This window comes from Streptomyces sp. NPDC107454, from assembly GCF_055582885.1.
Map to the genome: position 1 here is coordinate 236,239 of NZ_JBVJPA010000007.1, position 26,294 is coordinate 262,532.

Sequence of the window (26,294 nt, forward strand, 5' to 3'; positions counted from 1 at the left end):
GGTCAGGCGCTGGTCACGAACGCGCCCGTGTCGGCGCCCTTCTGCAGGGTCACCAGGGTGAGCCGCTCGTCGACGCGCTCCGTGGAGACCTGCGCGTAGCCGTGCTTGCGGTACATCCGCAGGTTGCGGTCGCTGCGGTGGCCGGTGAAGAGCTGGAAGGACTTGGCCGCGCCGTCCGTCGCGAGCTTGGCCTCGATCGCGGCGAGCAGCCGCCCGCCCAGGCCGTGGCGCTGCATGCGCGGATGGACGATGAGCTTGTTGATGCGGGCCGTGCCGTCCGGGTCCACGGCCCCTCGCACCGAGGCCACCACCTCTTCGCCCAGCCTGGCCACCAGGACCGTACCGTCCGCCAACTCCGCCCTGAGGGAGTCGAGCGGCTGAGTGAGCGGCTCGATGCCGTAGTCCCCGTACAGCTCAGCCTCGCTCTGGTAGCAGAGGTACTGCAGCTTGAGGATCTGCTCTGCGTCCTGCTCGGTCGCCGCCGAGATGGTCACGCTCATGCCCATGTGTGCATGCCTCCCGCTCACCTGTTCCACGTCGTCCCCCACTCCTATCCCCGCGGTGCGCGGGCCGCAACCACCGGGGAGAGCAATCGACGCAGACATCCCAGGCATCTGGAACGTTCCGGACCCAGACTGCCCTGTGAGATACCCAACTCGCCTGCGATCTCCCGATAGGTGAGGTCCTTCGGGGAGAGCAGTGCCGCCATCAGGCTGGGGCAGCGGCCCGGCAGCCGGCGGACCGCGTCGTGCAGGGCGCGCCGGCTGTCGGCGGTCAACACCTGCTGTTCGGGGTCCGGCCCGCTCTCGTCGGCGGGCTCGGAGACGTACGGCCGTTCGTACCGGGCCGTGCGGCGGGTGCGGCGGACCTCGGAGCGCACGGCGCGGCGCAACCAGCCCTGCGGGTCGACGGGCGGCCCGTCCGAGTCGAGGCGCTCCAGGAGGCGCAGCCAGACGGCCTGTTCGAGGTCGCTCGGTTCGGTCCCGGACGCAAGACCTTCCGCCGAGGCCTCGGCGGCGAGCAGCGGACGCAGGGTGGAAACCATCTCGTGGGTCATATGCGGCGGGACGCCGCCGCCCCGGCACAGGGTTGCCGGGGCGGGGGACTGTCACCCCATCGGGGTGAGTGGATCAACCGTTGACGAAGTCCTCGCGGGCGAGCAGCGCGGTGTCCGCGTTGTCCGAGAAAACGCCGTCGATGCCGGTGGCGAAGTAGGTCTTGAAGGCGCCGAAGGCGTCGCCGTAGGCGTTCGGGTCAGTGCCCTGCCGGAAGTTCGCGGGCAGGAAGGTGTTCTCGTTGCGCATGGTGTACGGGTGCAGGATCAGGCCCGCGCGGTGCGCGTCGGCGACCAGTGTGGTCGGCGTGGTCAGGGCGCCGTTCGCGTCCTTGGGGATGACCAGGTCGAGCGTGGGTCCGATGCCCTGCGCGTACGAGGCGATCCACTTCAGGCCCTCGGGCTTGACGAGGTCGGCGACGGTGCGCGGGTCGCCCGTCGTGACGAAGTCCCAGGGGCGGGTGCTGGCGGCGGAGAGCAGCACGACGAGCGGGTTGTCGACCAGCTTGTCGAGGCGCTGGATGCTGGTCGGCTCGAAGGACTGGATGATGACCGGCGAGTTCTTCTTGTCCTTGCCGTGCTTGCGGAGCACCTTGGCGAGGCGCTCCTCCAGGCCGAGGCCCAGCGCCCGGAAGTAGGTGGGGTGCTTGGTCTCGGGGTAGATCCAGACCTGCTTGCCGCGCTTGCGGGTCTGCTCGTCCTGCCACTGGAGCACCTCTTCGAAGGTGGGGATCTCCCAGCGGCCGTTGTAGAGCGTGTTGTGCGGGCGGTTGGCGGGGATGCGCTCGACGGCCCGCAGGGTCTTCAGCTCGGCGAGGGTGAAGTCCTCGGTGAACCAGCCCGTGATGGGGACGCCGTCGAGGGTCTTGGTGGTCTTGCGGTCGGCGAACTCGGGGTGCGCCGACACGTCGGTGGTGCCGCCGATCTCCGGCTCGTGCCGGCAGACGAGGTGGCCGTCCTTGGTGGGCACCAGGTCACCGGCCTCGACGACGTCGGCGCCCATGTCGAGGGCCAGCTGGTACGAGCCGAAGGTGTGCTCGGGCCGGTAGCCGCTGGCGCCCCGGTGCCCGATGACGGTCGGCTTCGGCAGGCTCTTGTAGCCGCCGCCGTGCCCGCCGCTCCCGTGCCGCTCGTCGGCTCTCGCCGCACCCGGCAGCCCGAGGACCGCTCCGCCCGCACCGAGCACCGCGGCCCCGAGCAGCGCGCGTCGCGCCGTGCCCCGGTTCTGCCCGTTCGGCTCCCGCGACTCCGGTGTCCCCTGCGTCCCCTGCGTCCCCATGAGCGCTCCTCCCGCCGTCACCGCCCCGTACCTGTCAAAGCGGGTCGATCGTAGGTTCCCTTCCGTGACGGGAGGGAGACCTGCGGCGGAACACGTGGGTGCCACTGGATGGCGTACGGAACAGCTGTACGGAGCAAGGGGGCTGGCGGTCCGTCAGTTTCGGGGTGACGGTGGTGGGTACGCGGTCCTGGTACGCGGTCAGAGGTTCCCGATTCCGGGGTCCCGGTCCCGGGCGGCACTGACGGCCCCGGAGTCGCTGACGTGCTGGGCCGCGTGGGCGCGGCGGCGGGCGTCGCGCAGGCCCCTGGTCGCCTGTGCCTCGATCCGCGCCGAGTCGGGGCCGTCGTAGACGCGGCGGCGGTCCCTGCGGATCAGGGCCACCGCGGCACTCCCGAAGATCAGGACCAAGGCGGCGAGTGTCACGATCATGAATCCCATCACCCCCCCCGTTCCATCCGTTCGACTCGGGCAAGGCATGCGGCCCGGTCGAACCGTGCGACTCGTTCGGCGAACCTGTGCCACTCGTGCGGCGTGGCGGCCGATGCCGTCGCGAGATACGTCACATGCTTCCGTCCGTGTGACGAACGCGCAACAGCCCGCCACCTCAGGTAAACATTGGTCAACAGTCCGTATCCAGTCGGTGAACCCGATGTGCAATCACCGGGGGGCCGCGAGTATCGTCCTCACCTGCACATACTTCATACCGATCCCTTGACACCGGAGGGCCCGTTGTCCCGCTTCGCGCTCATCAAGGCAGTGCTCGGACCGATCATGCGCCTGATGTTCCGCCCACGGGTGGAAGGCGTGGAGCACATCCCGGGCGACGGCCCCGTCATCCTCGCCGGCAACCACCTCACGTTCATCGACTCGATGATCCTGCCCCTGGTCTGCGACCGGCAGGTGCTCTTCATCGGCAAGGACGAGTACGTCACCGGCAAGGGGTTCAAGGGCCGCCTCATGGCCTGGTTCTTCACCGGCGTCGGCATGATCCCGGTGGACCGGGACGGCGCCAACGGTGGTGTCGCGGCGCTCATGACCGGCCGTCGCATTCTGGAGGAGGGCAAGGTCTTCGGCATCTACCCGGAGGGCACCCGCTCCCCCGATGGCCGGCTCTACCGCGGCCGCACCGGTATCGCCCGCCTCACCCTGATGACCGGCGCCCCGGTCGTCCCGTTCGCGATGATCGGCACGGACAAGCTGCAGCCCGGCGGTGCGGGGATGCCGCGGCCGGGCCGCGTCACGGTCCGCTTCGGTGAGGCGATGGAGTTCTCGCGGTACGAAGGCATGGACCGTGACCGGTATGTGCTGCGGGCCGTGACCGACTCCGTGATGACCGAGGTCATGCGGTTGTCGGGGCAGGAGTACGTGGACATGTACGCCACGAAGGCGAAGGCCGCGTAGCGGTTGTTGTGACAGCCCCGCGCCCCTGAGGGGGCGCCTCCCTAGACCCCGGTTTCCAGGTTCTGGCCCTTCAGCAGGAACCACGCCGCTGCCGCCGTGGCGAGCAGTACCGCCGCTCCGATGCCGGACGCCAGTGCCAGGCCGTCCACGAAGGATGTGCGCGCCGCGGTCAGCAGGGCCTCCGCGGTGTGGGTGGGCAGGGTTGCCGCCGCCTCCACCGCGCCGCCCAGGGATTCGTGGGCCCCTGCCGGGGTGCCCGCGGGGCCGGTGAAGCCCGCGTAGACGCCGGTGACGATGGAGCCGAGCAGGGCGATGCCGAGGGCGGCGCCGAGCTCGTACGCCGTCTCGGAGACCGCGGACGCGGCGCCGGCCTGCTCCTTGGGCACGCTGGAGAGGATCACGTCGGCGGTGACGGTGAACGAGAAGCCCGCGCCGACGCCGACGATCAGAAGCGCCGAGCCGAGCACCGAGTAACCGGTGGACTGGTTCAACAGGGTGAGCACACCGAGCGCGAGGCCCACGGCGGCGAGACCACCGGAGACCACGGCACGGACCGAGTAGCGGCGCGCGGCCGAGCCGGCGATCAGACCCGCTCCCACCGCGCCGATGGCGGCGGGCAGTTCGGCGAGCCCCGCCTGGAACGGCGGCCTGCCCTGGACGAGTTGCAGGTACTGGGACAGGAAGAAGACCAGTCCGGACAGACCGAAGACGGTCAACAGGTCGGCGAGCACCGCCGCCGAGAAGCCCCGGTTGCGGAACAGCCGCATGTCCAGCAGCGGTACGGGCATCGCGAGTTGACGGCGTACGAAGCCGTAGAGGGCCCCGGCGCCGAGCACGCCGACGGCCATCGGCTCCCAGGTGAACCCGTGCGTGGCGGCCTCCTTCACCGCGTACACGATGCCGATCATGCCGACGAGGGAGAGCACGACACTGGCCAGGTCCCAGGGGCCGGGGTTCGGGTTGCGGGACTCGGGCAGCAGCTTGATGCCGACGGGGACGAGGATCAGCATCACGGGCACGTTGATGAGGAAGACCGAACCCCACCAGAAGTGTTCGAGCAGGAAGCCACCGACGACGGGCCCGACCGCCGTACCGGCGGAGGCCGTGGCGCCCCAGATGCCGATGGCGAGGCTGCGCTCGCGCGGGTCGTGGAAGAGGTTGCGGATGAGGGCGAGCGTGGCGGGCATCAGGGTCGCGCCCGCGACTCCGAGCAGCGCCCGGGCCAGGATCATCATCTCCGGGGTCGTCGCGTACGCGTTGAGCACCGATATCGCGCCGAACGCCGTGGCGCCCATCAGCAGCAGCTTCTTGCGGCCGATGCGGTCGCCGAGGCTGCCCATCGAGACGAGCAGACCGGCGATGACGAACGAGTAGACGTCACCGATCCACAGCAGTTGGGTGCCGGAGGGCTTGAGGTCCTCGCTGATGTAAGGGGTCGCGAGACCGAGCACGGTCGCGTCGACGGCCACCAACAGCACGGCGAGGACGAGGACGCAGAGCGCGAGCCAACGGCCCGGACGCTTCTCCACCTCCGCCTTGAATGCCGGCTGCAGGGTGCTGGTCATGATCACTCTCTCCGTAGTGCGCCGCCGAGCAGCAGCTCGACGATCATGTAGTGGAAGTCCTTGGCGGCGACACGGCCCTCGGTCACGGCCCACGCGCCCGAGGCCATCAGCCCGTAGAGCGCCTCGGTGAGCCAGGCGGGGCTGAGGTCGATGCGGAACTCGCCGCCCTCCTGGCCGCGCCGGAACAGGGCGGCCATCCGGGCATCGAGCCGGGCCCAGCCCTCGTTCTGCCCCTCGCCCTCGAACAGCTGGTTCTCGGTGTAGAGGAAGGCGAGCAGCCCGGCCACGCGTTCGAGCTCCTTCACCAGGCGGCGCAGGGCCTCCTGAGCGGTGCCCTCGTCGAGGCGCGTGGCATCGAGTGCCGCCTCACACTCCTCGATACCGAGGGCCTCCAGCGCCCGGACGAGCGCGTCCCGTCCGGCGAACTGGCGGTGCAGCGTGGCCCGGCTGATCCCGGCCGCCCTGGCGACCTCGTCCATGGTGGCGGTGGATCTACGGGTGAGCAGGGCGGCTGCGCTGCGCAGCACGTGGTCACGGTCGACGGCCATGAGACAACAGTACCCCATGTGAGACATGTCTGTCTCACCAGGAGCGTGCAAGTCTCACCCGCGCCCTACTATGTCAGCTTTTTCGGCGCGACTGTGTCAGCTTTTGCGGCGCACGGGATTTCCGCTGCGGTCAGTGCCAGGGCAGCTGCCCGCGCCGCTGCCAGTACACGTCCGGGTCCTCCGCGAGTGCCGCGAGGCGGGTCAGCTGGTCCTCGTCCAGATCGACGACCGCCGCGTGCAGGTTCGAGGCGAGCTGGGCGGAGGTGGCCGCGCCCGAGAGGACGACTCCGGCCCAGGGCTGCCGCAGGATCAGCGCGAGGGCGACGGCGTCGGCGCCGAGGCCGGTCTCCTCGGCGATCGCCCGCACCGCGTCCGGCGCGTACTCGGCGGCCAGGCGGCCGTTGGCCATGCCCTCCTTGACGATCACCGTGAGCCCGGCGTCGTGCGCCTCGGCGAGGGCGTCAGCCGCCGAGGTCTCCAGGACGTTGTACGTGGACTGGACGGTACGGAAGAGGGGCTCGCCGTCGACCGTCACGGCCAGCGCGGCGCGGATGGCTTCGGCCTGGGCGGGTCCGCTCGTGGAGAAGCCGACCGAAAGGCCCTGGGCGGCCGCCTCGGCGAGTTTCGCGTGGAGTTCCTTGTCGGTGAGGGCCGGGCTGTCCGGGGTCACCGAGTGGATCTGGTAGAGGTCGAGCCGGTCACCGAGCAGCGCGGCGGTCTCGGCGCGCTGTCGCTCGTACGTGGCGAGGGTGTGGTCCTTGACCTCGTGCTTCTCGGCGTCCGTGGTCCAGTCCGCGGTGTAGGTGTAGCCCCACTTGCTGCCGATGACCACGTCGTCGACGTCCGGCCGGCTCTTCAGCCAGTCGGCGAGGAACTCCTCCGAACGGCCGTAGGAGCGGGCCGCGTCGAAGTAGCGCACGCCCTGCGCGTAGGCGGCGTCCAGGAGTTCGTGGGTGCGGGCGCGCAGCGTTTCGACGCTGCGATCCTCTCCGAGGTCATGGTCTCGGCCGAGGTTGATGTAACCCGGGCGGCCTACGGCGGCGAGGCCCAGGCCGATGTGGCAGGTGGGCGTCGTGGCGGTCGCGAGACGGGCGAAGGGCATCGCGGGCTCCGTTCGGTCGGCTCCGGTGCGGCTCCTGACCAACGTAACCCGCGATGACCTTCGCCTCAGAGCTCCGCCGGCGCGGTGATGTGGCGAGTTCGGGATTGCGGGGGTGCTCACGCAGTTCCCCGCGCCCCTTTCGGGGTGCTGTCCTTACCGCTTCTGTTACCGCTTCTCTTTGGCCGTGGCCCACGCGTGCTGGGCCGCCACGTCCGTCTTCACCTCGGCGAGCTGGATGGCGACCGCGCTGGGTGCCGTACCGCCGCGGCCGTCGCGGGAGGCGAGGGCACCCGGGACGTTCAGGACGGAGCGCACCTCGGGGGTGAGATGGGCCGAGATCTTCGCGAACTGCTCGTCGGTGAGGTCGTTCAGCTCCTTGCCGTCGGCCTCCGCGACCTTGACGCACTCGCCGGCGACCTCGTGGGCGACACGGAACGGCACGCCCTGCTTGACCAGCCACTCGGCGATGTCCGTGGCGAGCGAGAAGCCGGCCGGGGCCAGCTCCTCCATGCGCTCGCGGTGCACGGTCAGCGTGGCCATCATGCCGGTGAAGGCCGGGAGCAGGACCTCGAGCTGGTCGATGGAGTCGAAGACCGGCTCCTTGTCCTCCTGGAGGTCGCGGTTGTACGCGAGCGGAAGCGCCTTGAGTGTCGCCATCAGGCCCGTCAGGTTGCCGATCAGACGGCCCGACTTGCCGCGCGCCAGCTCCGCGATGTCCGGGTTCTTCTTCTGCGGCATGATCGACGAGCCGGTGGAGAAGGCGTCGTGCAGGGTGACGAAGGAGAACTCCTTCGTGTTCCAGATGATGACCTCCTCGGCGATCCGGGAGAGGTTCACGCCGATCATCGCGGTGATGAAGGCGAACTCCGCCACGAAGTCGCGGGAGGCCGTGCCGTCGATGGAGTTCGCGACGGAGCCGTGTTCGAAGCCGAGGTCCCTCGCCACCGCCTCCGGGTCCAGGCCGAGGCTGCTGCCCGCGAGCGCGCCGGAGCCGTACGGCGAGACCGCCGTCCGCTCGTCCCACTGGCGCAGCCGCTCCGCGTCCCGGGACAGGGGCTGGACGTGAGCCAGGACATGGTGGGCGAAGAGCACCGGCTGCGCGTGCTGGAGGTGCGTACGGCCGGGCATCGCCACGTCCGGGTGCGCCTCCGCGAGGCCGATCAGCGCGTCCTGGAGGTCGGCGATCAGGCCGCCGATCGTACGGGCGTGGTCGCGCAGGCACATCCGGAACAGCGTCGCGACCTGGTCGTTCCGGGAGCGGCCCGCGCGCAGCTTGCCGCCGAGGTCGGGGCCGAGGCGCTCCAGCAGGCCCCGCTCCAGTGCCGTGTGCACGTCCTCGTCGGCGATCGTGCCCACGAAGGAGCCGTCGGCGACGTCCGCCTCCAGCTCGTCGAGCCCCGCGAGCATCCGCGTCAGCTCGTCCTCGGTGAGCAGTCCCGCCTTGTGCAGCACGCGCGCGTGCGCACGTGAACCAGCGATGTCGTAGGGCGCGAGCCGCCAGTCGAAGTGGACGGACGCGGACAGCTTCGCCAGCGCCTCGGCGGGACCGTCGGCGAAACGGCCGCCCCAGAGCCGGACGTCACCGCTGTTGCTGCTCACTTGCGTTGCTCCTCGGAAGGTCTGGATGTGCCGCCGCCTCCCCACCCGTGAGTGAGGAGGCGCCTGTCAGGCTAGTGCGTGAGGGGTGAACCTCGTCGAACGCGAACCGCTGCGCGAGCCGTTGCGCGATCCGCTGTGCGAGCCGTTACGCGAGGTCCCGCTTCGCGGCGATCTTCGACGACAGGCTGTAGATGTCGATGAAGCCCTTGGCGGCGGCCTGGTCGAACGTGTCGCCCGTGTCGTACGTCGCCAGGTCGAAGTCGTAGAGCGAGGTCTCGGAGCGCCGTCCGGTGACGACCGCGCGGCCGCCGTGCAGGGTCATCCGGATGTCGCCGTTGACGTGCTGGTTGGCCTCGTCGATGAAGCTGTCCAGGGCGCGCTTGAGCGGGGAGAACCACTGGCCGTCGTAGACCAGTTCGCCCCAGCGCTGCTCGACCTGCCGCTTGTAGCGGGCGAGTTCACGCTCGACGGTGACGTTCTCCAGCTCCTGGTGGGCCGTGATGAGCGCGATCGCACCCGGGGCCTCGTACACCTCGCGGGACTTGATGCCCACGAGCCGGTCCTCGACCATGTCGATCCGGCCGACGCCCTGGCCCCCGGCGCGCTCGTTGAGCTGCTGGATGGCCTGCAGGACGCTGACGGGCCTGCCGTCGATGGCGACCGGGACGCCCTCCTTGAAGGAGATGACGACCTCGTCGGCCTCGCGGGCCTCGGCCGGGTTCGAGGTGTACTCGTAGATGTCCTCGATCGGCGCGTTCCAGATGTCCTCCAGGAAACCCGTCTCGACCGCGCGCCCGAAGACGTTCTGGTCGATGGAGTACGGGGACTTCTTGCTGGTGGCGATCGGGAGGTTCTTCTGTTCGCAGAAGGCGATCGCCTTGTCACGGGTCATCGCGTAGTCGCGGACCGGGGCGATGCACTTGAGGCCGGGGGCGAGGGCGACGATGCCGGCCTCGAACCGCACCTGGTCGTTGCCCTTGCCGGTGCAGCCGTGGGCGACCGTGGTGGCGCCGTGCTTCTGGGCGGCGGCGACGAGGTGCTTGACGATGGTCGGCCGGGAGAGGGCCGACACCAGCGGATAGCGGTCCATGTAGAGGGCGTTGGCCTTGATCGCCGGGAGGCAGTACTCCTCGGCGAACTCGTCCTTGGCGTCCGCGACCTCGGCATCGACGGCACCGCAGGCGAGGGCGCGCTTGCGGATGACGTCCAGGTCCTCGCCGCCCTGACCGACGTCGACCGCGACGGCGATGACCTCGGCGCCCGTCTCCTCGGCGATCCAGCCGATGGCGACGGAGGTGTCCAGACCGCCTGAGTAGGCGAGTACGACGCGCTCGGTCACGGGTTTCTCCTCACACTGCATGCGCTGTTATGCATGAGTATGCAGTGCTCCGCATGATTCGTCAATCTCGGGTGGCCCTGAAGGGGTCATGGAGAACCCTGATCGAAAATGTCTGAGGGTGTTTGAACGGCGGAACGCGCTTTCTCGTACCTCTCCCCGAACGCAGGCGCCGCGTTTTTGTACACCGAGGTTTTCGTACACAGAGGTTTTGCCGCCGAGGTCTTCACGGACCGAGGCGCGACGAGCAGCGGACCGCCCGGACGACCACCGGGCGGTCCCCCACCCCCGAACCGAGTGAGGCTTCCGCATGTCCAGGGCCCTTCCGAAGTACAACAAGCGCCGCGTCCTGATGATCGGCGGCACCGCCGCGGTAGTGCTCTCCGGAGCCGTGATCGCCGGCAACGCCTTGGCCGGGGAGACGTCCAAGAGCAACACGAACGCCACCACCAAGGCCGCGACCTCCCCGGGCACGGTGAACTGCCCGGCCGTCGCGCCGAGCCTGCCCGCGATCCCCGCCTCGGCGCAGGCCGAGGTCACCCGCAATCTCACCCTCCTGGACACCCAGATCGCCGAGGCCAACAAGCGACTCGTCGACACCGTCGGCCAGGGCGGCCCCAACTTCGTCCAGAACGCGATCCTCGGCCCCCTCAAGGACAAGCGGGTGGCGACGATCAACCGCATCGCCACCGCGATCGGCCGCACCGCGGCCAAGCCCACGGGTCTCGACTCGCTCGCGCCCTGCACCCTGAACGCGAACGGCGTGAACGCGGGCGGCGCCGCGGCCACCGCGACCCCGAGCGCGACGGCCACCCAGCAGGCCGGCAACGCGGGGAACACCGGAAACACGGGCGCCACGGGCAACACCGGCAGCACCACCGCCGCCGGCACCATCACCTGCCCGGACGTCGCGTCGAAGCTGCCCGCGATCCCCGCCTCCGCGCAGGCCGAGGTCACCCGCAACCTGACGCTCCTGAACACCCAGATCACCGAGGCGAACACCCGCCTCGCGAACACCGTCGGCCAGGGCGGACCGAACTTCGTGCAGAACGCGATCCTCGGCCCCCTCGCGGACAAGCGGAAGTCGACCATCGACCGCATCGCCATCTCCATCGGCCGTACCGCGGCCAAGCCCACGGGTCTGGACTCCCTCGCGACCTGCACGCTCAACAAGTGACGTCTTCCGTGACCGTCGCGCCCCGTCTGCCGAACGGGGCGCGGCGGCCACGGATCCGTCCGCCGTGTGAACCCATGCCCCGGATGGGTGAATTCCTTAGACAGACGAATGGTCTTGCCCAATAATCATTAGACATGGGAAAGACTTATGAGCGCATAGACGGCAGGCTGCGTTCGTTCATCGAGGCGCAGCCCCTCTTCTTCACCGCGACCGCACCCCTGTCCGGGGACGGCACGGTCAACCTCTCCCCCAAGGGCCTCACGGGCTCGTTCGTCGTCCTCGACGAACTCACCGTCGCCTACCTGGACTTCGCCGGCAGCAACGCGGAGACGATCGCCCATCTCCGGGAGAACGGCCGGATCACCCTGATGTGGTGCGCCTTCCAGGGCCCGCCGAACATCGTCCGGGTGCACGGCCACGGCGAGCCCGTCTTCCGCGACGACCCCCGCTTCGGGGAACTGCTCACGCACTTCCCCGGCATCGACCCGACCCCGCACGGCCTGCGCGCGATCATCGTCGTGACCGCCGAACTCGTCCGGGACACCTGCGGCTACGCGGTGCCCTTCATGTCGTACGAAGCGGACCGCGACCTGCACGGCAAGCGCTTCGCGCGCGAGGACGACGCCTCGCTGAGCGAGTACTTCACCAAGAAGGACCACGTGGCGACGAGCCTGGACGGCCTGCCCGGGCTGCCGCTCCCGCTGCCTCCCCGTACGGTCTGAGCCATGCGCCTCGCAGCCGCCGCCCTCGCGTCCGCGTCCCTGCTCGCCCTGGCCCCGAATGATCCGCCCAGCCTCCCCGAGCAGATGGCGGACACCGGTGGCGGCAGCCAGCTGATCACGGCTCAGGCGCCCCGCGAAGGCTCGACGTCGGGCACGCTCATCTGGTGGGACCGGCGGGACGGGCGCTGGGTGAAGGCCGGTTCGGCGGCGGCACGCTTCGGGACGAAGGGGCTGATGGAGGGGGGCGCACGCAAGCAGGGATCGAACACGACACCCACGGGGCTGTACGACCTTCCGTTCGCCTTCGGGATCAAGGCCGCGCCGGCCGGTACCGCGGTTCCCTACCGGCGGGTGCGGGAGGAGTCCTGGTGGTGCGAGGACAACGACTCCCGTTCCTACAACCGGTGGACCGAGCCGCGGCCGGCCGACTGCCGTGCGTCCGAGTCCGAGCATCTGATCGCGTACGAGACGCAATACGCGTACGCGCTGGTCGTGGGGTTCAACTACGAGCGGCCCGTGCGGGGGCGCGGCGCGGGAATCTTCCTGCACGTCGACGGGGCCAAGGCGACGGCCGGCTGTGTGTCGGTGCCGGAGGACGCGATGCGGCGGATTCTCGGGTGGGTCGATCCCGCGCGGGGGCCGCGTATCGCGATCGGGACGGTGAGCGGGGCGACTGCGATCACCCGTTACTAGTGCCTGCCCGGCGGATCATGCCGCGGACGCGGGGTGCCCAGTCGGACCGTGAACGTGGTCGCCCCCGGACGGCTCTCCAGCCCGACCGTGCCGCCGTGGGCCTCCACCACGGCCGCCACGATGGACAGGCCGAGGCCCGCGCCACCGCCCGCTCCACCGGTGCGGCGGCGGTCGGCTCGGGTGAAGCGTTCGAAGACGCCGGGCTGGACGTCCTGCGGGACTCCCGGGCCGTCGTCGTGGACCGTCAGGACGGCCGCTTCGGCGTCGGTCTCCAGGGACACCGTGACCTTGGTACCGACGGGCGTGTGCCAACGGGCGTTGGCCAACAGGTTGGCCAACACCTGTTGGAGGCGGTGGGCGTCGCCCGTCACCGTGACCGGTTCCTCCGGGAGTTCCAGCGTCCAGCGGTGGTCGGGCCCCGCGGCGCGGGCGTCGGTGACCGAGTCGAGGACGAGGTGGGTGAGGTCGACGGGAAGGCGCTCCAGCGGGCGGCCCGCGTCGAGGCGGGCGAGCAGGAGCAGGTCGTCGACCATCTCGCCCATCCGCGCCGACTCGGCGGCGATGCGTTCGAGGGCCCGGGTGACCTTGGGCGGCACCGGGTCCGGGTGCAGCAGCGCCAGCTCGGCGTGGCCGCGGACCGAGGCGACCGGCGTGCGCAGCTCATGGCTGGCGTCGGCCGCGAAGCTGCGCAGCCGTTCCTCGCTCGCGTGCCGCTTGGTCAGGGCGTCCTCGACATGGCCGAGCATCCGGTTGAAGGCGCCGGCGAGGCGGCCCACCTCGCTGCGCGGGTCCTGATCCGGCGCACGCGGCGGCAGCGCCACCTCACCGCTGGCGAGCGGCAGCTCGCTGACGCGGGTCGCGGTCGCGGCGACCCGGCTCAGTGGACGCAGCGACCAGCGCACCCACAGGGCTCCGGCGATTCCGGCGACCACGAGGGCCAGGCCGAAGACACAGCCCGAGACCAGTTCCAGGCGGTGCACGGCGGCCCGGACCGGTTCCATCGGCAGCCCGGTGACCAGGACGTCGCCGTCCCGTCCGCGCGCCGCCAGCAGGCGGTAGTCGCCGAGTGCCGACAGGCAGACGGTGTGGGCGCGGCCGTCGGTGGGGATCCCGGCCAGGGTCTGCCGGTCGGAGGTGGTCAGGGACACGTTCAGGTCGGTGATGTTCTGGCCGGAGGGCACGACGGCCGCGTTGGTGACGTCCCGGCCGACCAGCCGCGCGCCGAAGGTGCCGGTGCTCTGCCGCCGGGTGTCGCCGTTCTCGTCGCCGTCGTGGTCCGACGGTTTGACGGTGCCGTGCTCCAGGCTCGCGGGGAACCGTACTCCCACGTCGTGCAGCTGCTGGTCGAGGCGGCCGGTGAGGAAGCCGTTCAGTTCGTACACCGCGGCCCCTCCGACGGCGGCGCAGCTGACGGCGAGCAGCACCAGGAGCCCGGCGGTGAGGCGGGCCCGCATCGTGCGCGGGAACGGCAGCCGGCCTACGACCTCCCGCGCCCGTGACCACCGGCGCCGGCTCATCGTCCGGCCACCGGCTTGATCACGTACCCGGCGCCCCGCACCGTGTGGATCATGGGCTCGCGGCCCGCGTCCACCTTTTTGCGCAGGTAGGAGATGTACAGCTCCACGACATGGGCCTGGCCGCCGAAGTCGTAGGACCAGACGCGGTCGAGGATCTGCGCCTTGCTGAGCACCCGGCGCGGGTTGCGCATCAGGAAGCGCAGCAGTTCGAACTCGGTCGGCGACAGTTCGACCAGCTCGCCGCCCCGGGTCACCTCGCGGGCCTCCTCGTCCATCACGAGGTCGCCGACGGTCAGGCGCGGGCCCTCGTCCAGTTGCCGGGCCATGCCCGCGCGGCGCAGCAGGCCGCGCAGCCGGGCGACGACCTCCTCCAGGCTGAACGGCTTGGTCACGTAGTCGTCGCCGCCCGCGGTGATGCCCGCGATGCGGTCCTCGACGGCGTCCCGCGCGGTGAGGAAGAGCACACAGACCTCGGGGTGCACGGTGTGCAGGGTGCGCAGCACGGCGAAGCCGTCGGTGTCCGGGAGCATCACGTCGAGGACCACGGCGTCGGGCAGCAGCTCGCGTGCCTCGGTGACGGCCGAGGCCCCGTCGCCGGCCGTCCGCACCTCCCAGCCCTCGTAGCGCAGGGCGCCGGAGAGCACCTCGGCCAGGTCGGGATCGTCGTCGACGACGAGGACGCGTACGGGGGTGCCGTCGGGGCGGGTGAGCGCGGGCAGGCCGGTGCCTCGGGAGCGGGGAGTGTTCATGTCGTCTTCCAGCATCACCCCTCGCCGGAGCCGGCAGCACCCCTCCCGCCTCTGAGTTTCCTCTGAGTGGGCCGCGTGCGCCGCTCTGCGTTTCCTGTGAATCCGCGACGAGGGCGCCCATTCAGAGGCGGCTCAGAAGTTGCCGAAGCACAGTTTCCTCCCGGACAGCCGGAAGGACGGACATATGACCACGGTGTACGAGCGGACAGCGGTCCCTCGCCCGTCTCGCGGACGCGGACGACCGCGCCCCTCGCCCGCCGGGCCCCTGCTCGCCCTGTTGTGGGCCGGGGCCGGAGCGGTCGTCGCCCTGTGGTGGTACGACACGCGGTCGGTGGTGGGCCTCGCCGGGTGGCTGACGGACGCCGGGCGGATCGCCGGGCTGCTGTGCGGCTACAGCTGCGCGGTGCTCGTGGCGCTGATGGCCCGGGTGCCCCTGCTGGAGCGGCGGATCGGCTCCGACCGGGTGGCCCGCTGGCATGCCATGGCCGGCCGGTACACGGTCAGCCTGCTGGTGGCACATGTCACGCTGATCCTGTTCGGGTACGCCGCCCAGGACGGGGCGGGCATCGTGCACGAGACGCTGAGCGTGGTGTTCGACTATCCGGACATGCTCAAGGCCACGACCGGCACGCTCATCATCTTCGCGGTCGGGATCACCTCGGCGCGCGCGGCCCGCCGCCGGATCAGCCACGAGTTCTGGTACTACCTGCACCTGCTGACGTACGTGGCCGTGTTCCTCACCTTCTTCCACCAGCTCGCGCTGGGCTCGGACTTCGTCGGCGACACCGCCGCCCAGGCCGCCTGGTACGCGCTCTACCTGGGCACGGCAGCGCTGGTGGTGTGGTTCCGGCTGCTCGTCCCGGTGCGGCTCAACCTGCGCCACAAGCTGCGCGTGGAGTCCGTGCACCGCGAGGCGCCCGGGGTCTTCTCCCTCGTCGTACGCGGGGAACGGCTGGACGAGCTGAACGCCCAGGCAGGGCAGTTCTTCCGCTGGCGGTTCCTCTCGGACGGGATGCGGTGGACCTCGACGCCGTACTCGCTGTCGGCGCCCCCGCGCCCCGACCGGATGCGGATCACCGTGAAGGCGCTCGGCGACCACAGTGCCGCCGTGGGGCTGCTGCGGCCCGGTACCCGGGTGTGGGCGGAGGGTCCCTACGGCGCGCTGACCGCCGAGCGGCACTCCGGACGCAAGGCGCTGCTGATCGCCGGCGGTGTCGGCATCACACCGCTGCGCGCCCTGTTCGAGACGCTGCCCGGCGGGCCCGGCGACGTGACGCTGCTCTACCGGGCGAGCACGGCCGAGGACCTCGCGCTCGGCGCCGAACTGGAGGCGATAGCGCGGTGGCGCGGGGCGCGCGTCCTGTACGCGGTCAACGGCACCGACGGGACACGTCCGCGGTTCACCGCCGATTCCCTGCGGGCCTCCGTGCCCGGTCTCGCCGGGCACGACGTCTATCTGTGCGGTCCGCCCGCCATGGCGCGGGACCTGTACGGGGCGCTGCGCGCGGCCGGGGTCCCCGACCGCCGTATCCACCACGAGTCGTTCGAGCTGTGAGGTCACCGTGCACGCCCTGAAGAAGCACCGTCCGCTGCGCCGGGTGACTCTGGCGGCCGTCACCACCGTCACGGGTTTCGTCCTGCTGCTGTCGCTGAAGCCGCACACCGCGCCGACCGTGGCGCAGGCGACGTCGTCCGCCGGACAGTCACAGTCGCCGTCCCGGTCACCTGCCCCCGCAAGCTCTTCCGGAAGCTCCTCGGACGGTTCGTCCGGGAGCACGAAGAGCAGCGGCACCAAGACCGTCACCGGTGACACGGTCCAGACCCGCTGGGGCCCCGTCCAGGTGCGCGTCACGCTGAAGAACGGCAAGATCACCGACGTGACCGCGGTCTCCTATCCCACGGACAACCCACGCGACCAGGAGATCAACAGTTACGCCATTCCCCAGCTCAGGAGGGAGGCGCTGGCCGCGCAGAGCGCCCAGATCGACTCCGTCTCGGGGGCCTCGTACACCAGCGACGGATACAAGCAGTCACTCCAATCGGCACTGGACTCGGCAGGCCTCTGAACGCACGGCCGTCGGGGCCCGTATCTCTGGGCCAGGGGGCCTCTCCCCTAGCCCCGTCCCCACGGACGACCACGGAGGAACCGTGTCCACGATCGCCGGTGGCCGCGCCGCGCGGCGCCAGACCTTGCGCCGAATTCGCCCACGACGCTCCCCCGCCGTCCCACTGCTGCTCGCCGTCGGGGCGGGCGCGGCCGGGGTCATCTGGCTGTGGTGGAGCAACACCCCGTCCATCGCCGACGACAACAGCAAGATCCTCAACGCGGGCCGGATCACCGGGCTGCTCGCGGGGTATCTGATGGCGCTGGTGGTGCTGCAGATGGCCCGGGTGCCCGCCCTGGAGCGCCGGGTGGGCTCGGACCGGGTGGCGCGCTGGCACGCCATGAGCGGCCGGTACACGATCAGTCTGGTGCTGGCGCACCTCGTGCTGATCATGTGGGGCTACGCGCTGCAGGCCGGCAAGAGCTTCGGCGACATCGTCCAGCAGACCATCGACTCGATCAACCAGCTGCCCGACATGGGCAAGGCGGCGATCGGCACCGGTCTGCTGTTCCTGATCGGCCTGCTCTCCATGGGCCCGGTGCGCCGCAGGATGGGCTACGACACCTGGTACCACATCCACCTGCTCACCTACGCCGCCGTCTTCCTGACGTTCTGGCACCAGCTGTCCACGGGCAACGAGTTCGCCGTGGAGCCGACCGCCAAGACGGTCTGGTACGGGCTGTACGGATCGGTGACGGCCCTGGTGATCTGGTACCGCATCCTCTCGCCGATCCGGCTGAACCTGAAGCACCGGATGCGGGTCGAGGCCGTGATCGAGGAGACCCCCGGGATCGTCTCGGTGCTGATCAGCGGGCGCAAGCTGCACCGCATGGGCGCCGAGGCCGGGCAGTTCTTCCGCTGGCGCTTCCTGGCGCCGGGCATGCGGCTCAGCTCGCACCCGTACTCGCTGTCGGCGGCGCCCCGCCCCAACATGCTGCGCATCACGGTGAAGGCGATCGGCGACCACAGCTCGGCGCTGCGCGACCTGCGGCCCGGCACCCGGGTCTGGGCCGAGGGCCCGTACGGGGCGCTCACGGCGGGCAAGCGCAGCCGCGGCAAGGTGCTGCTGGTGGCGGGCGGGGTCGGCATCACTCCGATGCGGGCGCTGTTCGAGACGCTGCCCGGCGCGGCGGGCGACCTGACGCTGCTCTACCGGGCCAACACCACCCAGGACCTGGCCCTGTGGGACGAGCTCGCGGCGATAGCCGAGGAGCGCGGGGCCCGGCTGATGTACGCGGTGAACAGCCCCGAGGGCGAGCGCCCGGACATCTCGGCGGAGACGCTGAGCCGCAAGCTGCCGGACATCGACCGCCACGACGTCTTCATGTGCGGGCCGCCCGGCTTCGCGCAGCAGGTCTACGAAGCACTGCGCGGCGCGGGGGTCCCCGCCCGCCGCATCCATCACGAGTCGTTCGAGATGTGAGCGACGGGAGTCAGGAGCGATGAAGAAGAGCCACCCCTTGCGGCGTATCGTGCTGGCCGGCGCCGCCACCGTGTCCGGAATCGTCCTGCTGCTGTCGCTGAAGCCCGCCTCCGATCCGGCGTCCGCGTCGGCACAGGGTGCCGCGCCCCAGCAGTCGGTGGCGGGTCAGGAGTCGCCCCAGGGCGGCAGCGCGCAGCAGTCGTCCACGGGGGCCCAGACCGTCACCGGCGATGTCGCCCAGACCCAGTACGGGCCGGTCCAGGTCCGTATCACCGTCAACGGCGGAAAGATCACCAAGTCCGAAGTCGTCCAGATTCCCAGCGGCGGACGCAGCACCGAGGTCAGCAACGCCTCCGTGCCCAAGCTGAACCAGGAGGCCGTCGCCGCGGGCAGCGCGAACATCGACGCGGTGTCGGGCGCCAGCTACACGAGTGCCGGATACAGGAAGTCGCTGCAGTCGGCCCTCGACAAGGCGAAGGCGAGCGGCAGCGGCTCCTCGGGAGCCGCGGGATCGACCGGTTCCGCGGGTGCGGGCTCCGCCGGCTCCTCGTCCCAGGCGCCCGCCGCACAGGCCAAGACGGTCACCGGAAGCGTCGCCCAGACCCAGTACGGGGCGGTCCAGGTCCGTATCACCGTCAGCGGCGGAAAGATCACCAAGTCGGAGGCCGTGCAGGCGCCCAAGGGCGGGCTGAGCGACCAGAAGACCGCGATGGCCGTGCCCAAGCTCAACCAGGAGGCGGTCGCGGCCGGGAACGCGAACATCGACGCCGTCTCCGGTGCCACCTACACCAGCACCGGTTACAAGCAGTCCCTGCAGTCGGCCCTGGACAAGGCCGGTGGCTGACCCGGACCAGGAGCCGCCCGCACTGCGGCACGCGGAAGAGGTCATGGGCACCGTCTTCTCCTTCGACGTGCGCGGCGGCGAACCCGCGGCCGTGCGGACCGCGTTGGAGGAGGCGGTCACCCAACTCCACCGGGTGGACGAGGTGTTCAGCACCTATCGGGAGGACAGCCAGATCTCGCGCCTCGCGCGCGGGGAGCTGACGGTCGAGGAGTGCGATCCGGAGGTCGCCGAGGTGCTCGACCTGTGTGCCGAGGCGGAGCGGGTCAGCGACGGCTGGTTCAGCCCGACGTACGAGGGCGGGCTCGATCCGACGGGGATCGTGAAGGGCTGGTCGACCGAGCGCGTGGCCCGTCACCTCGCGGCGGCCGGCGCGACCGGAGTCAGTGTGAACGGCGGCGGTGACGTCCAGCTGCTCGGCTCGCCCGGCACGCACCGCCCGTGGCGGGTCGGCGTCTCTGACCCGCTGCGTCCCGGTTCACTCGCGGCCGTGGTCTCCGCGGCCGGTGTCGACGAACTGTCGGTGGCCACCTCCGGCACCGCCGAGCGCGGCGCGCACATCGTCGACCCCCGCACCGGCCGCTCCGCAGTCACCGACCTGGTCGCCGTGACCGTGGTGGGTCCCCGCCTGACCTGGGTGGACGCCTGGGCGACAGCGGCCTTCGCGATGGGCTCCCGGGAGGGCCTGGCCTGGCTGGAGTCCCTCCCCGGCATCGAGGCCTTACTGATCACGGCGGGAGACGAGGTGCGGTGCACGGGCGGCCTGGCTCAACGCCTGGGGTGAGTGTCCGTTTTCAGGGGCGCGGGGAACCGCGCGACCAGCCACAACCGGGCCGCACCCAGAACTCGAGCACACGGAAGTGGAGGCGCACCCCGACCCCGGGGCGCGCCTCCACCGTCGTACAGCTCAATGATTGTTCTGAGCCAACCGCAGCAAATGATCGGCCAGCGCCTGCCCCCCGGTGGGATTCCGGCTGATCAACAGCAGCGTGTCGTCACCCGCGATCGTCCCGAGAATGTCCTGCAGCTCGGCCTGGTCGATGGCGGAGGCGAGGAACTGCGCCGCCCCCGGCGGGGTACGGAGAACCACGAGGTTCGCGGACGCCTCCGCGGAGATCAGCAGCTCCGCCGAGAGCCGCCGCATCCGCTCCTCCTTCGCCGACTCCCCCAGCGGCGCGCGCGGGGTGCGGAAACCGCCCTCGCTCGGCACCGCGTAGATGAGGTCGCCGTCGTTGTTGCGGATCTTCACCGCGTTCAGCTCGTCCAGGTCCCGGGAGAGCGTCGCCTGCGTGACGCTCAGCCCGTCGTCGGCGAGGAGCTTCGCCAACTGGCTCTGGGAGCGCACCGGTTGCCGGTTGAGGATGTCCACGATCCGGCGGTGGCGTGCGGTGCGGGTCTGCGGCACGGCAGGCCCGACGTGCTCGTGATCCTGCGCCTGACTCATCGTCGTCGTCTCATTCTTTGGCTCGTCCGTCCCCGTTGGCTACCGCGTCGAGGACACCGGGAAGGGCCTGGAGGAACGCGTCCACCTCGTCGTCGCTCAGGTTCAGCGGGGGCATCAGCCGTACGACATCGGGGGCGGGCGCGTTGACCAGGAGACCGGCGTCCTGAGCCGCCTGCTGCACCTGGGGCGCGAGCGGCTCGGTGAGCACGATACCCAGGAGCAGGCCCGCACCCCGGACATGGTCGATCAGCGGGTTACCGAGTGACTCGATTCCGCCCCGCAGTTTCTCGCTCGCGGCCTTCACGTTCTCGAGGAGCCCCTCGGACGCGATCGTGTCGAGGACGGCGAGTCCCGCGGCGCAGACGACCGGGTTGCCGCCGAAGGTCGAACCGTGGTGGCCGGGCTTCAGCAGCTCGGCGGCCCGGCCGAAGGCGACGGTCGCGCCGAGCGGGAGTCCACCGCCGAGACCCTTCGCGAGGGTGACGACGTCCGGCAGGACACCTTCGTGGTCCTGGTAGGCGAACCAGGGTCCGGTGCGGCCGATGCCGGTCTGCACCTCGTCGAGGACGAGGAGGCTGCCGGTGGCGGCGGTGATCGCGCGGGCCGCCTTGAGGTAGCCGGGCGGGGGTACGACCACGCCGTTCTCGCCCTGGATCGGCTCGATGATCACCAGGGCGGTGTCCTGGGTGACGGCCGCGGCCAGCGCCTGCGCGTCCCCGTAGGGCACGTGCGTGACGTCACCGGGCAGCGGCAGGAACGGCTCCTGCTTGCCGGGCTGGCCGGTGAGCGCGAGGGCGCCCATGGTGCGGCCGTGGAAACCGCCGTGGGTCGCCACCATGTGGCCCCGGCCGGTGAGCCGGCCGATCTTGAAGGCGCCCTCGTTGGCCTCGGCGCCCGAGTTGCAGAAGTAGACCCGGCCCTCGCGCCCGAAGAGCTGGAGCAGCCGTTCGGCGAGCGCGACGGGCGGCTCGGCGACGAAGAGGTTGGAGACATGGCCGAGGGAGGCGATCTGCCGGCTCACGGCCTCGACGATCGCCGGGTGGGCGTGGCCGAGCGCGTTGACCGCGATACCGCCGACGAAGTCGAGGTACTCCTTGCCGTCGGCGTCCCACAGCCGGGTGCCCTCGCCGCGGACGAGCGGCAGCCGCGGCGTGCCGTAGTTGTCCATGAGCGCGCCCTGCCACCGCTGGGTGAGCTCCGCGTTGGTCCCGGTCATTCGGCGTCCCCCTGTTCATCGGGCCGTGCGTCCGGCACGACCATCGTGCCGATCCCCTCGTCGGTGAAGATCTCCAGCAGGATCGAGTGCTGGACCCGGCCGTCGATGACGCGCGCCGTGGTGACGCCGTTGCGCACGGCGTGCAGACAGCCCTCCATCTTCGGCACCATGCCGCTGGCCAGCTCGGGCAGCAGCTTCTCCAGTTCGGAGGCGGTCAGGCGGCTGATCACCTCGTCGCTGTCGGGCCAGTCCTCGTAGAGGCCCTCGACGTCCGTGAGGACCATGAGGGTCTCGGCGCCCAGTGCCGCAGCGAGAGCCGCAGCCGCCGTATCAGCATTGACGTTGTAGACATGTCCGTCGTCCTGGCTCCGGGCGATCGAGGAGACGACCGGGATCCGGCCGTCGGCGAGCAGTGCCTCGATCGCGCCCGTGTCGATCGCGGTGATCTCGCCCACCCGCCCGATGTCGACCAACTCCCCGTCGATCTCGGGCTGGTGCTTGGTGGCGGTGATGGTGTGCGCGTCCTCGCCGGTCATGCCGACGGCGAGCGGACCGTGCTCGTTGAGCAGTCCGACCAGCTCACGCTGCACCTGACCGGCCAGGACCATGCGTACGACGTCCATGGCGTCCTCGGTGGTGACGCGCAGGCCCGCCTTGAACTCGCTGACGATGCCGTGCCGGTCGAGGGCGGCGCTGATCTGCGGGCCGCCGCCGTGCACGACGACGGGCTTGAGGCCGGCCTGCCGCAGGAACACCACGTCCTGGGCGAAGGCGGCCTTCAGCTCCTCGTTCACCATGGCGTTTCCGCCGAACTTGATGACGACCGTCTTGCCGTTGTGGCGGGTCAGCCACGGGAGTGCCTCGATGAGGATCCGGGCCTTGGGCAGTGCGGTGTGCTTCCGCGTCACATTGCTCATGAGGAGTAGGCGCTGTTCTCGTGGACGTAGTCCGCGGTGAGGTCGTTGGTCCAGATCGTGGCGGCCTGGGAGCCCGCGGCGAGGTCGGCGACGATGTGGACCTCGCGGTAGCGCATGTCGACGAGCTCGCGGTCCTCGCCGACGCCGCCGTTCTTGCAGACCCAGACGCCGTTGATGGCGACGTTGAGCTGGTCGGGCTCGAAGGCGGCGGCGGTCGTGCCGATCGCGGACAGCACGCGTCCCCAGTTGGGGTCCTCGCCGTGGATCGCGCACTTGAGGAGGTTGTTGCGGGCGATGGAGCGGCCCACCTCGACGGCGTCGTCCTCGCTCGCGGCGTTCACGACCTCGATCTTGATGTCCTTGCTGGCGCCCTCGGCGTCCCGGATGAGCTGCTGCCCGAGATCGTCGCAGACCGCGCGTACGGCCTCGGCGAACTCCGCGTACCGCGGGGTGACCTCGGCGGCGCCGGAGGCGAGCAGCAGCACGGTGTCGTTGGTCGACATGCAGCCGTCGGAGTCGACGCGGTCGAAGGTGGTGCGGGTGGCGGCGCGCAGTGCCTTGTCGAGGGTCTCGGAGTCGAGGTCCGCGTCCGTCGTCAGCACGACGAGCATGGTGGCGAGGCCGGGGGCGAGCATGCCCGCGCCCTTGGCCATGCCGCCGACGGTCCAGCCGTCGCCCGTGTGCACCGCGGTCTTGTGCACGGTGTCGGTGGTCTTGATGGCGATGGCGGCCTTCTCGCCGCCGTGCGCGGAGAGCTGGGCGGCGGCTGTCTCGACCCCGGGCAGCAGCTTGTCCATCGGCAGGAGTACGCCGATGAGCCCGGTCGACGCGACGGCGACCTCGCCCGCGTTGACGTCGAGGACCGCGGCGACCTTCTCGGCGGTCGCGTGCGTGTCCTGGAAGCCCTTGGGGCCCGTGCAGGCGTTGGCTCCGCCGGAGTTGAGGATCACGGCGGAGACCTGACCGCCCTTGAGGACCTGCTCGGACCAGAGGACCGGCGCGGCCTTCACGCGGTTGGAGGTGAAGACGCCCGCGGCGGCGAGGCGGGGCCCGTTGTTGACCACGAGGGCCAGGTCCGGGTTGCCGTTCTCCTTGATGCCTGCTGCGATGCCGGAGGCGGTGAAGCCCTGGGCAGCGGTGACGCTCACGGTGCGACTCCGATCGTGGAAAGACCCGTTTCCTCGGGAAGCCCGAGGGCGATGTTCATGCTCTGCACGGCCCCGCCGGCCGTGCCCTTGGTCAGGTTGTCGATGGCGCTGATCGCGATGATGCGGTGCGTCGCTTCGTCGTACGCGACCTGGACCTGAACGGCGTTGGAACCGTAGACGGACGCGGTGGCGGGCCACTGCCCCTCGGGCAGCAGGTGGACGAAGGGTTCGTCGGCGAACGCCTTCTCGTAGGCGGCGCGCAGGGACTCACCGGTGACCCCTTCACGCGCCTTCGCGCTGCACGTGGCGAGGATGCCCCGGGGCATCGGCGCGAGGGTGGGCGTGAAGGAGACGGTGACCGGCTCCCCCGCCGCCGCACCGAGGTTCTGGATCATCTCGGGGGTGTGCCGGTGGACGCCACCGACTCCGTACGGGGACATGGAGCCCATGACCTCGCTGCCGAGCAGATGGGGCTTGGCCGCCTTGCCCGCGCCGGAGGTCCCGGACGCGGCGACGATCACGGCCTCGGGTTCGGCGAGCGCCGCCGCGTACGCCGGGAAGAGGGCGAGGGAGACGGCCGTCGGGTAGCAACCGGGCACCGCGATGCGCTTGGACCCCTCCAGCGCGGCGCGGGCGCCCGGCAGTTCGGGAAGGCCGTAGGGCCAGGTGCCGGCGTGCGCGGAGCCGTAGAACTTCTCCCAGTCCGCCGGGTCCTTGAGCCGGAAGTCGGCGCCCATGTCGACGACGAGGACGTCCGGGCCGAGCTGCTCGGCGACGGCGGCGGACTGCCCGTGGGGCAGCGCGAGGAAGACGACGTCGTGGCCGGCGAGGACGTCCGGGGTGGTCTCCTGGAGGACTCGGTCGGCCAGCGGCAGCAGGTGCGGCTGCAGCGCGCCGAGGCGCTGGCCCGCGTTGGAGTTGCCCGTCAGGGCGCCGATCTCGACCTCGGGGTGCGCCAGGAGCAGACGCAGGGCTTCGCCGCCCGCGTACCCACTCGCTCCCGCCACTGCTGCGCGTACCGCCATGGAACCCTCCTCCTAGATGGCATGACTATACGTTTCGTTGCACGTTTATGCAATCCATGCGCGCGTGAGGAGCGGACGCATAAGATCACCGGCATGGCACTGAGACCTGTTCAGGTGAACATAAAGGCTCTTGACGACTCGGCGGTCGGCCGGTTCTGGGCGGAGGCGCTCGGCTGGGGTGTTTCCAGCGAGGGACCCGGCGTGACCAATGTGGAACCCGGCGGCGGCTTCGTCTGGCCGGACCCGGTCGCCGTCTGCATCGACGTCGTCACCGTCCCGGAACCGAAGACAACGACGAAGAACCGTGTGCACCTCGATCTCGCCACCACCTCCGCGGCCCATCAGGCGGAGTTGGTCGCGCGCCTGAAGGCTCTCGGTGCGACGCCCGCCGACGTGGGCCAGGGCGAAGTGCCGTGGACGGTCCTCGCCGACCCGGAGGGCAACGAGTTCTGCGTGCTGGAGCCCCGGGAGATCTACCGGGACACCGGGCCGATCGCCGCGGTGGTGGTCGACTGCGTGGATCCGCGGGCCATGGCCCGGTTCTGGGGCGAGGCGACGGACTGGACCCTGCATGACGTGACCGACGATCACGCGGTGCTGCGCTCCGCCAAGGAGGTCGGCCCGTATCTCGAGTTCCTCCGCAAGCCCGGCGTGAAGACCGTGCCGGACCGCGTCCATCTTGACCTGCTGCCCTACCCCGGCGACGACAAAGCAGCGGAGGTGGCCCGGCTGCGAGCCCTCGGCGCCACCGACCTCGACCTCGGCCAGGGCGACGTCCCGTGGACGTGCCTGACCGACCCGGAGGGCCACGAGTTCTGCGTGCTGGGCCGGTCCTGACAGGGAGCCTCGGCGACTCAGCGGGATCGGGGGTTCCACCGCGGAGCGGGGTGCGGGCGGACGACGCCTTCGGGCCGGTGGCGGGACAGTGAGCGGTGGGTGGCGCCGGGCCGCGGACGCGCGTGGGGCGGGGTCAGGAGCGGGAGGTGCGGGGCTGGGCCGCGCGCTCCGTGTTCCGCTCGGCGTGCTGCTCCGCGCGCTTCTCCTTGATGCGGACCTCTTCCTTGCGGACCTCGGCCTGGGTGGTGCGCTCCCGGCGCAGCCATTCCGGGTCCTCCTGCTTCAGGGCGTCGATCTGCTCCGTGGTGAGGGGCTCGGTGACCCCGCCGCGGGCGAGCCCGGCGATGGAGATGCCCAGCCGCGCGGCGACCACGGGCCGGGGGTGCGGGCCGTTGCGTCGCAGCTCCTGGAGCCACGCGGGCGGATCGGTCTGCAGGGCGTTCAGCTCGGCGCGCGAGACGACGCCCTCCTGGAACTCGGCGGGGGTGGCCTCGAGGTACACACCCAGCTTCTTCGCCGCGGTGGCGGGCTTCATGGTCTGGGTGGTCTGGTGCGACGTCATGCGTCAAGGGTATCGAGCGTGTGCGCGACCTCCG

Annotated in this window: 27 protein-coding genes; 10 read left to right on the plus strand and 17 right to left on the minus strand. The window is 70.7% G+C overall.

All coding sequences use genetic code 11. The annotated features are described in order from the left end of the window. Positions 1 to 2 precede the first annotated feature (2 nt). The 4 genes from ACZ69M_RS19325 to ACZ69M_RS19340 all read right to left on the minus strand — a co-directional run bounded on the left by ACZ69M_RS19325 (position 3) and on the right by ACZ69M_RS19340 (position 2,771). Positions 3 to 506 (minus strand): GNAT family N-acetyltransferase, encoded by a 504-nt coding sequence (locus ACZ69M_RS19325; protein ID WP_095855737.1) that lies wholly within the window; start codon positions 504 to 506, stop codon positions 3 to 5. A gap of 44 nt (positions 507 to 550) precedes the next feature. Further along, positions 551 to 1,057, minus strand: a complete 507-nt coding sequence (locus tag ACZ69M_RS19330; protein WP_470051273.1) for a sigma-70 family RNA polymerase sigma factor — start codon at positions 1,055 to 1,057, stop codon at positions 551 to 553. A gap of 73 nt (positions 1,058 to 1,130) precedes the next feature. Then, positions 1,131 to 2,333 (minus strand): glycerophosphodiester phosphodiesterase, encoded by a 1,203-nt coding sequence (locus ACZ69M_RS19335; RefSeq protein WP_470051275.1) that lies wholly within the window; start codon positions 2,331 to 2,333, stop codon positions 1,131 to 1,133. 198 nt (positions 2,334 to 2,531) lie between these two features. Next, on the minus strand, positions 2,532 to 2,771 hold the full coding sequence (locus ACZ69M_RS19340; protein ID WP_470051277.1) for a hypothetical protein: 240 nt from the start codon (positions 2,769 to 2,771) through the stop codon (positions 2,532 to 2,534). A 291-nt stretch (positions 2,772 to 3,062) separates the two neighbouring features. Between ACZ69M_RS19340 and ACZ69M_RS19345 the strand changes: the two genes are divergently transcribed. After that, on the plus strand, positions 3,063 to 3,734 hold the full coding sequence (locus ACZ69M_RS19345; protein WP_054230621.1) for a lysophospholipid acyltransferase family protein: 672 nt from the start codon (positions 3,063 to 3,065) through the stop codon (positions 3,732 to 3,734). Between the two features lie 41 nt (positions 3,735 to 3,775). Here ACZ69M_RS19345 and ACZ69M_RS19350 read toward each other — a convergent pair whose 3' ends face one another. The 5 genes from ACZ69M_RS19350 to ACZ69M_RS19370 form a co-directional block, all read right to left on the minus strand. Beyond that, positions 3,776 to 5,299: an MFS transporter gene (locus ACZ69M_RS19350; protein ID WP_470051279.1), complete on the minus strand. Its 1,524-nt coding sequence runs from the start codon at positions 5,297 to 5,299 to the stop codon at positions 3,776 to 3,778. A gap of 2 nt (positions 5,300 to 5,301) precedes the next feature. Continuing rightward, on the minus strand, positions 5,302 to 5,847 hold the full coding sequence (locus ACZ69M_RS19355) for a TetR/AcrR family transcriptional regulator (protein ID WP_470051281.1): 546 nt from the start codon (positions 5,845 to 5,847) through the stop codon (positions 5,302 to 5,304). A gap of 130 nt (positions 5,848 to 5,977) precedes the next feature. Then, on the minus strand, positions 5,978 to 6,949 hold the full coding sequence (locus ACZ69M_RS19360) for an aldo/keto reductase (RefSeq protein WP_470051283.1): 972 nt from the start codon (positions 6,947 to 6,949) through the stop codon (positions 5,978 to 5,980). Between the two features lie 165 nt (positions 6,950 to 7,114). Next, the gene (gene argH, locus ACZ69M_RS19365) at positions 7,115 to 8,548 is read right to left on the minus strand and encodes an argininosuccinate lyase (RefSeq protein WP_470051285.1); all 1,434 of its coding nucleotides are present in this window, start codon (positions 8,546 to 8,548) and stop codon (positions 7,115 to 7,117) included. Between the two features lie 145 nt (positions 8,549 to 8,693). Next, a complete protein-coding gene (locus tag ACZ69M_RS19370) occupies positions 8,694 to 9,887 on the minus strand; it encodes an argininosuccinate synthase (RefSeq protein WP_470051287.1) in 1,194 nt (397 codons plus the stop codon). Between the two features lie 307 nt (positions 9,888 to 10,194). On the opposite strand from ACZ69M_RS19370, the gene ACZ69M_RS19375 reads away from it, so the two are divergent. The 3 genes from ACZ69M_RS19375 to ACZ69M_RS19385 all read left to right on the plus strand — a co-directional run bounded on the left by ACZ69M_RS19375 (position 10,195) and on the right by ACZ69M_RS19385 (position 12,476). Further along, complete coding sequence (locus ACZ69M_RS19375) at positions 10,195 to 11,061, plus strand: hypothetical protein (RefSeq protein WP_470051289.1); 867 nt, start codon at positions 10,195 to 10,197, stop codon at positions 11,059 to 11,061. 134 nt (positions 11,062 to 11,195) lie between these two features. Further along, positions 11,196 to 11,783, plus strand: coding sequence for a pyridoxamine 5'-phosphate oxidase family protein (locus ACZ69M_RS19380; protein WP_351429833.1), 588 nt, complete (start codon positions 11,196 to 11,198; stop codon positions 11,781 to 11,783). 3 nt (positions 11,784 to 11,786) lie between these two features. After that, positions 11,787 to 12,476 (plus strand): L,D-transpeptidase family protein, encoded by a 690-nt coding sequence (locus ACZ69M_RS19385; protein ID WP_470051291.1) that lies wholly within the window; start codon positions 11,787 to 11,789, stop codon positions 12,474 to 12,476. Here the strand turns inward: ACZ69M_RS19385 and ACZ69M_RS19390 are convergent. Beyond that, on the minus strand, positions 12,473 to 13,993 hold the full coding sequence (locus ACZ69M_RS19390; protein ID WP_470051293.1) for a sensor histidine kinase: 1,521 nt from the start codon (positions 13,991 to 13,993) through the stop codon (positions 12,473 to 12,475). The genes ACZ69M_RS19385 and ACZ69M_RS19390 overlap by 4 nt on opposite strands. After that, a complete protein-coding gene (locus ACZ69M_RS19395) occupies positions 13,990 to 14,742 on the minus strand; it encodes a response regulator transcription factor (protein ID WP_470051294.1) in 753 nt (250 codons plus the stop codon). The genes ACZ69M_RS19390 and ACZ69M_RS19395 overlap by 4 nt, the downstream gene beginning before the upstream one ends. A 184-nt stretch (positions 14,743 to 14,926) precedes the next feature. Here ACZ69M_RS19395 and ACZ69M_RS19400 point away from each other — a divergent pair, with 184 nt between their 5' ends. From ACZ69M_RS19400 to ACZ69M_RS19420, 5 genes are all read left to right on the plus strand, one after another. Next, a complete protein-coding gene (locus ACZ69M_RS19400) occupies positions 14,927 to 16,297 on the plus strand; it encodes a ferredoxin reductase family protein (protein WP_470051296.1) in 1,371 nt (456 codons plus the stop codon). A gap of 7 nt (positions 16,298 to 16,304) precedes the next feature. Beyond that, positions 16,305 to 16,808, plus strand: a complete 504-nt coding sequence (locus ACZ69M_RS19405; protein ID WP_470051298.1) for an FMN-binding protein — start codon at positions 16,305 to 16,307, stop codon at positions 16,806 to 16,808. An 82-nt stretch (positions 16,809 to 16,890) separates the two neighbouring features. Then, on the plus strand, positions 16,891 to 18,270 hold the full coding sequence (locus tag ACZ69M_RS19410) for a ferredoxin reductase family protein (protein ID WP_067365728.1): 1,380 nt from the start codon (positions 16,891 to 16,893) through the stop codon (positions 18,268 to 18,270). A 19-nt stretch (positions 18,271 to 18,289) separates the two neighbouring features. Further along, on the plus strand, positions 18,290 to 19,114 hold the full coding sequence (locus tag ACZ69M_RS19415) for an FMN-binding protein (protein ID WP_470051300.1): 825 nt from the start codon (positions 18,290 to 18,292) through the stop codon (positions 19,112 to 19,114). A 43-nt stretch (positions 19,115 to 19,157) separates the two neighbouring features. Then, positions 19,158 to 19,895 carry an FAD:protein FMN transferase gene (locus ACZ69M_RS19420; RefSeq protein WP_470051702.1) on the plus strand — a complete coding sequence of 246 codons (738 nt, stop codon included), beginning with the start codon at positions 19,158 to 19,160 and terminating at the stop codon, positions 19,893 to 19,895. A 123-nt stretch (positions 19,896 to 20,018) separates the two neighbouring features. On the opposite strand, the gene ACZ69M_RS19425 is transcribed toward ACZ69M_RS19420, so the two are convergent. From ACZ69M_RS19425 to argC, 5 genes are read right to left on the minus strand one after another with little or no spacing between them, the layout of a single operon-like run. After that, the gene (locus ACZ69M_RS19425) at positions 20,019 to 20,555 is read right to left on the minus strand and encodes an arginine repressor (RefSeq protein ID WP_101406180.1); all 537 of its coding nucleotides are present in this window, start codon (positions 20,553 to 20,555) and stop codon (positions 20,019 to 20,021) included. 10 nt (positions 20,556 to 20,565) lie between these two features. After that, positions 20,566 to 21,771 carry an acetylornithine transaminase gene (locus ACZ69M_RS19430; protein ID WP_470051302.1) on the minus strand — a complete coding sequence of 402 codons (1,206 nt, stop codon included), beginning with the start codon at positions 21,769 to 21,771 and terminating at the stop codon, positions 20,566 to 20,568. Beyond that, the gene (gene argB / locus ACZ69M_RS19435; protein WP_470051304.1) at positions 21,768 to 22,688 is read right to left on the minus strand and encodes an acetylglutamate kinase; all 921 of its coding nucleotides are present in this window, start codon (positions 22,686 to 22,688) and stop codon (positions 21,768 to 21,770) included. The genes ACZ69M_RS19430 and argB overlap by 4 nt, the downstream gene beginning before the upstream one ends. Beyond that, positions 22,685 to 23,836, minus strand: coding sequence for a bifunctional glutamate N-acetyltransferase/amino-acid acetyltransferase ArgJ (argJ, locus tag ACZ69M_RS19440; RefSeq protein WP_470051306.1), 1,152 nt, complete (start codon positions 23,834 to 23,836; stop codon positions 22,685 to 22,687). Before argJ ends, argB begins: the two co-directional genes overlap by 4 nt. Beyond that, entirely contained in the window at positions 23,833 to 24,861 is a 1,029-nt protein-coding gene (argC, locus tag ACZ69M_RS19445) for an N-acetyl-gamma-glutamyl-phosphate reductase (protein ID WP_388143540.1), read from the minus strand. Before argC ends, argJ begins: the two co-directional genes overlap by 4 nt. A 93-nt stretch (positions 24,862 to 24,954) precedes the next feature. Between argC and ACZ69M_RS19450 the strand changes: the two genes are divergently transcribed. Further along, the gene (locus ACZ69M_RS19450; RefSeq protein WP_470051308.1) at positions 24,955 to 25,698 is read left to right on the plus strand and encodes a VOC family protein; all 744 of its coding nucleotides are present in this window, start codon (positions 24,955 to 24,957) and stop codon (positions 25,696 to 25,698) included. A gap of 133 nt (positions 25,699 to 25,831) precedes the next feature. Here the strand turns inward: ACZ69M_RS19450 and ACZ69M_RS19455 are convergent, their stop codons facing one another. Next, entirely contained in the window at positions 25,832 to 26,260 is a 429-nt protein-coding gene (locus tag ACZ69M_RS19455; RefSeq protein ID WP_470051310.1) for a DUF5997 family protein, read from the minus strand. Positions 26,261 to 26,294 lie beyond the last annotated feature (34 nt).

Coding starts and splice junctions, on each gene's coding strand:
- ACZ69M_RS19430 (WP_470051302.1), bottom strand. CDS start 21,771: ATGACCGGGACCAACGCGGAGCTCACCCAGCGGTGGCAGGGCGCGCTC.
- ACZ69M_RS19380 (WP_351429833.1), top strand. CDS start 11,196: ATGGGAAAGACTTATGAGCGCATAGACGGCAGGCTGCGTTCGTTCATC.
- ACZ69M_RS19355 (WP_470051281.1), bottom strand. CDS start 5,847: ATGGCCGTCGACCGTGACCACGTGCTGCGCAGCGCAGCCGCCCTGCTC.
- argC (WP_388143540.1), bottom strand. CDS start 24,861: ATGGCGGTACGCGCAGCAGTGGCGGGAGCGAGTGGGTACGCGGGCGGC.
- ACZ69M_RS19340 (WP_470051277.1), bottom strand. CDS start 2,771: ATGGGATTCATGATCGTGACACTCGCCGCCTTGGTCCTGATCTTCGGG.
- ACZ69M_RS19390 (WP_470051293.1), bottom strand. CDS start 13,993: ATGAGCCGGCGCCGGTGGTCACGGGCGCGGGAGGTCGTAGGCCGGCTG.
- ACZ69M_RS19325 (WP_095855737.1), bottom strand. CDS start 506: ATGGGCATGAGCGTGACCATCTCGGCGGCGACCGAGCAGGACGCAGAG.
- ACZ69M_RS19455 (WP_470051310.1), bottom strand. CDS start 26,260: ATGACGTCGCACCAGACCACCCAGACCATGAAGCCCGCCACCGCGGCG.
- ACZ69M_RS19360 (WP_470051283.1), bottom strand. CDS start 6,949: ATGCCCTTCGCCCGTCTCGCGACCGCCACGACGCCCACCTGCCACATC.
- ACZ69M_RS19330 (WP_470051273.1), bottom strand. CDS start 1,057: ATGACCCACGAGATGGTTTCCACCCTGCGTCCGCTGCTCGCCGCCGAG.
- ACZ69M_RS19375 (WP_470051289.1), top strand. CDS start 10,195: ATGTCCAGGGCCCTTCCGAAGTACAACAAGCGCCGCGTCCTGATGATC.
- ACZ69M_RS19350 (WP_470051279.1), bottom strand. CDS start 5,299: ATGACCAGCACCCTGCAGCCGGCATTCAAGGCGGAGGTGGAGAAGCGT.
- ACZ69M_RS19425 (WP_101406180.1), bottom strand. CDS start 20,555: ATGAGTCAGGCGCAGGATCACGAGCACGTCGGGCCTGCCGTGCCGCAG.
- ACZ69M_RS19335 (WP_470051275.1), bottom strand. CDS start 2,333: ATGGGGACGCAGGGGACGCAGGGGACACCGGAGTCGCGGGAGCCGAAC.
- ACZ69M_RS19385 (WP_470051291.1), top strand. CDS start 11,787: ATGCGCCTCGCAGCCGCCGCCCTCGCGTCCGCGTCCCTGCTCGCCCTG.
- argB (WP_470051304.1), bottom strand. CDS start 22,688: ATGAGCAATGTGACGCGGAAGCACACCGCACTGCCCAAGGCCCGGATC.
- ACZ69M_RS19400 (WP_470051296.1), top strand. CDS start 14,927: ATGACCACGGTGTACGAGCGGACAGCGGTCCCTCGCCCGTCTCGCGGA.
- ACZ69M_RS19420 (WP_470051702.1), top strand. CDS start 19,158: ATGGGCACCGTCTTCTCCTTCGACGTGCGCGGCGGCGAACCCGCGGCC.
- ACZ69M_RS19415 (WP_470051300.1), top strand. CDS start 18,290: ATGAAGAAGAGCCACCCCTTGCGGCGTATCGTGCTGGCCGGCGCCGCC.
- ACZ69M_RS19395 (WP_470051294.1), bottom strand. CDS start 14,742: ATGAACACTCCCCGCTCCCGAGGCACCGGCCTGCCCGCGCTCACCCGC.
- ACZ69M_RS19450 (WP_470051308.1), top strand. CDS start 24,955: ATGGCACTGAGACCTGTTCAGGTGAACATAAAGGCTCTTGACGACTCG.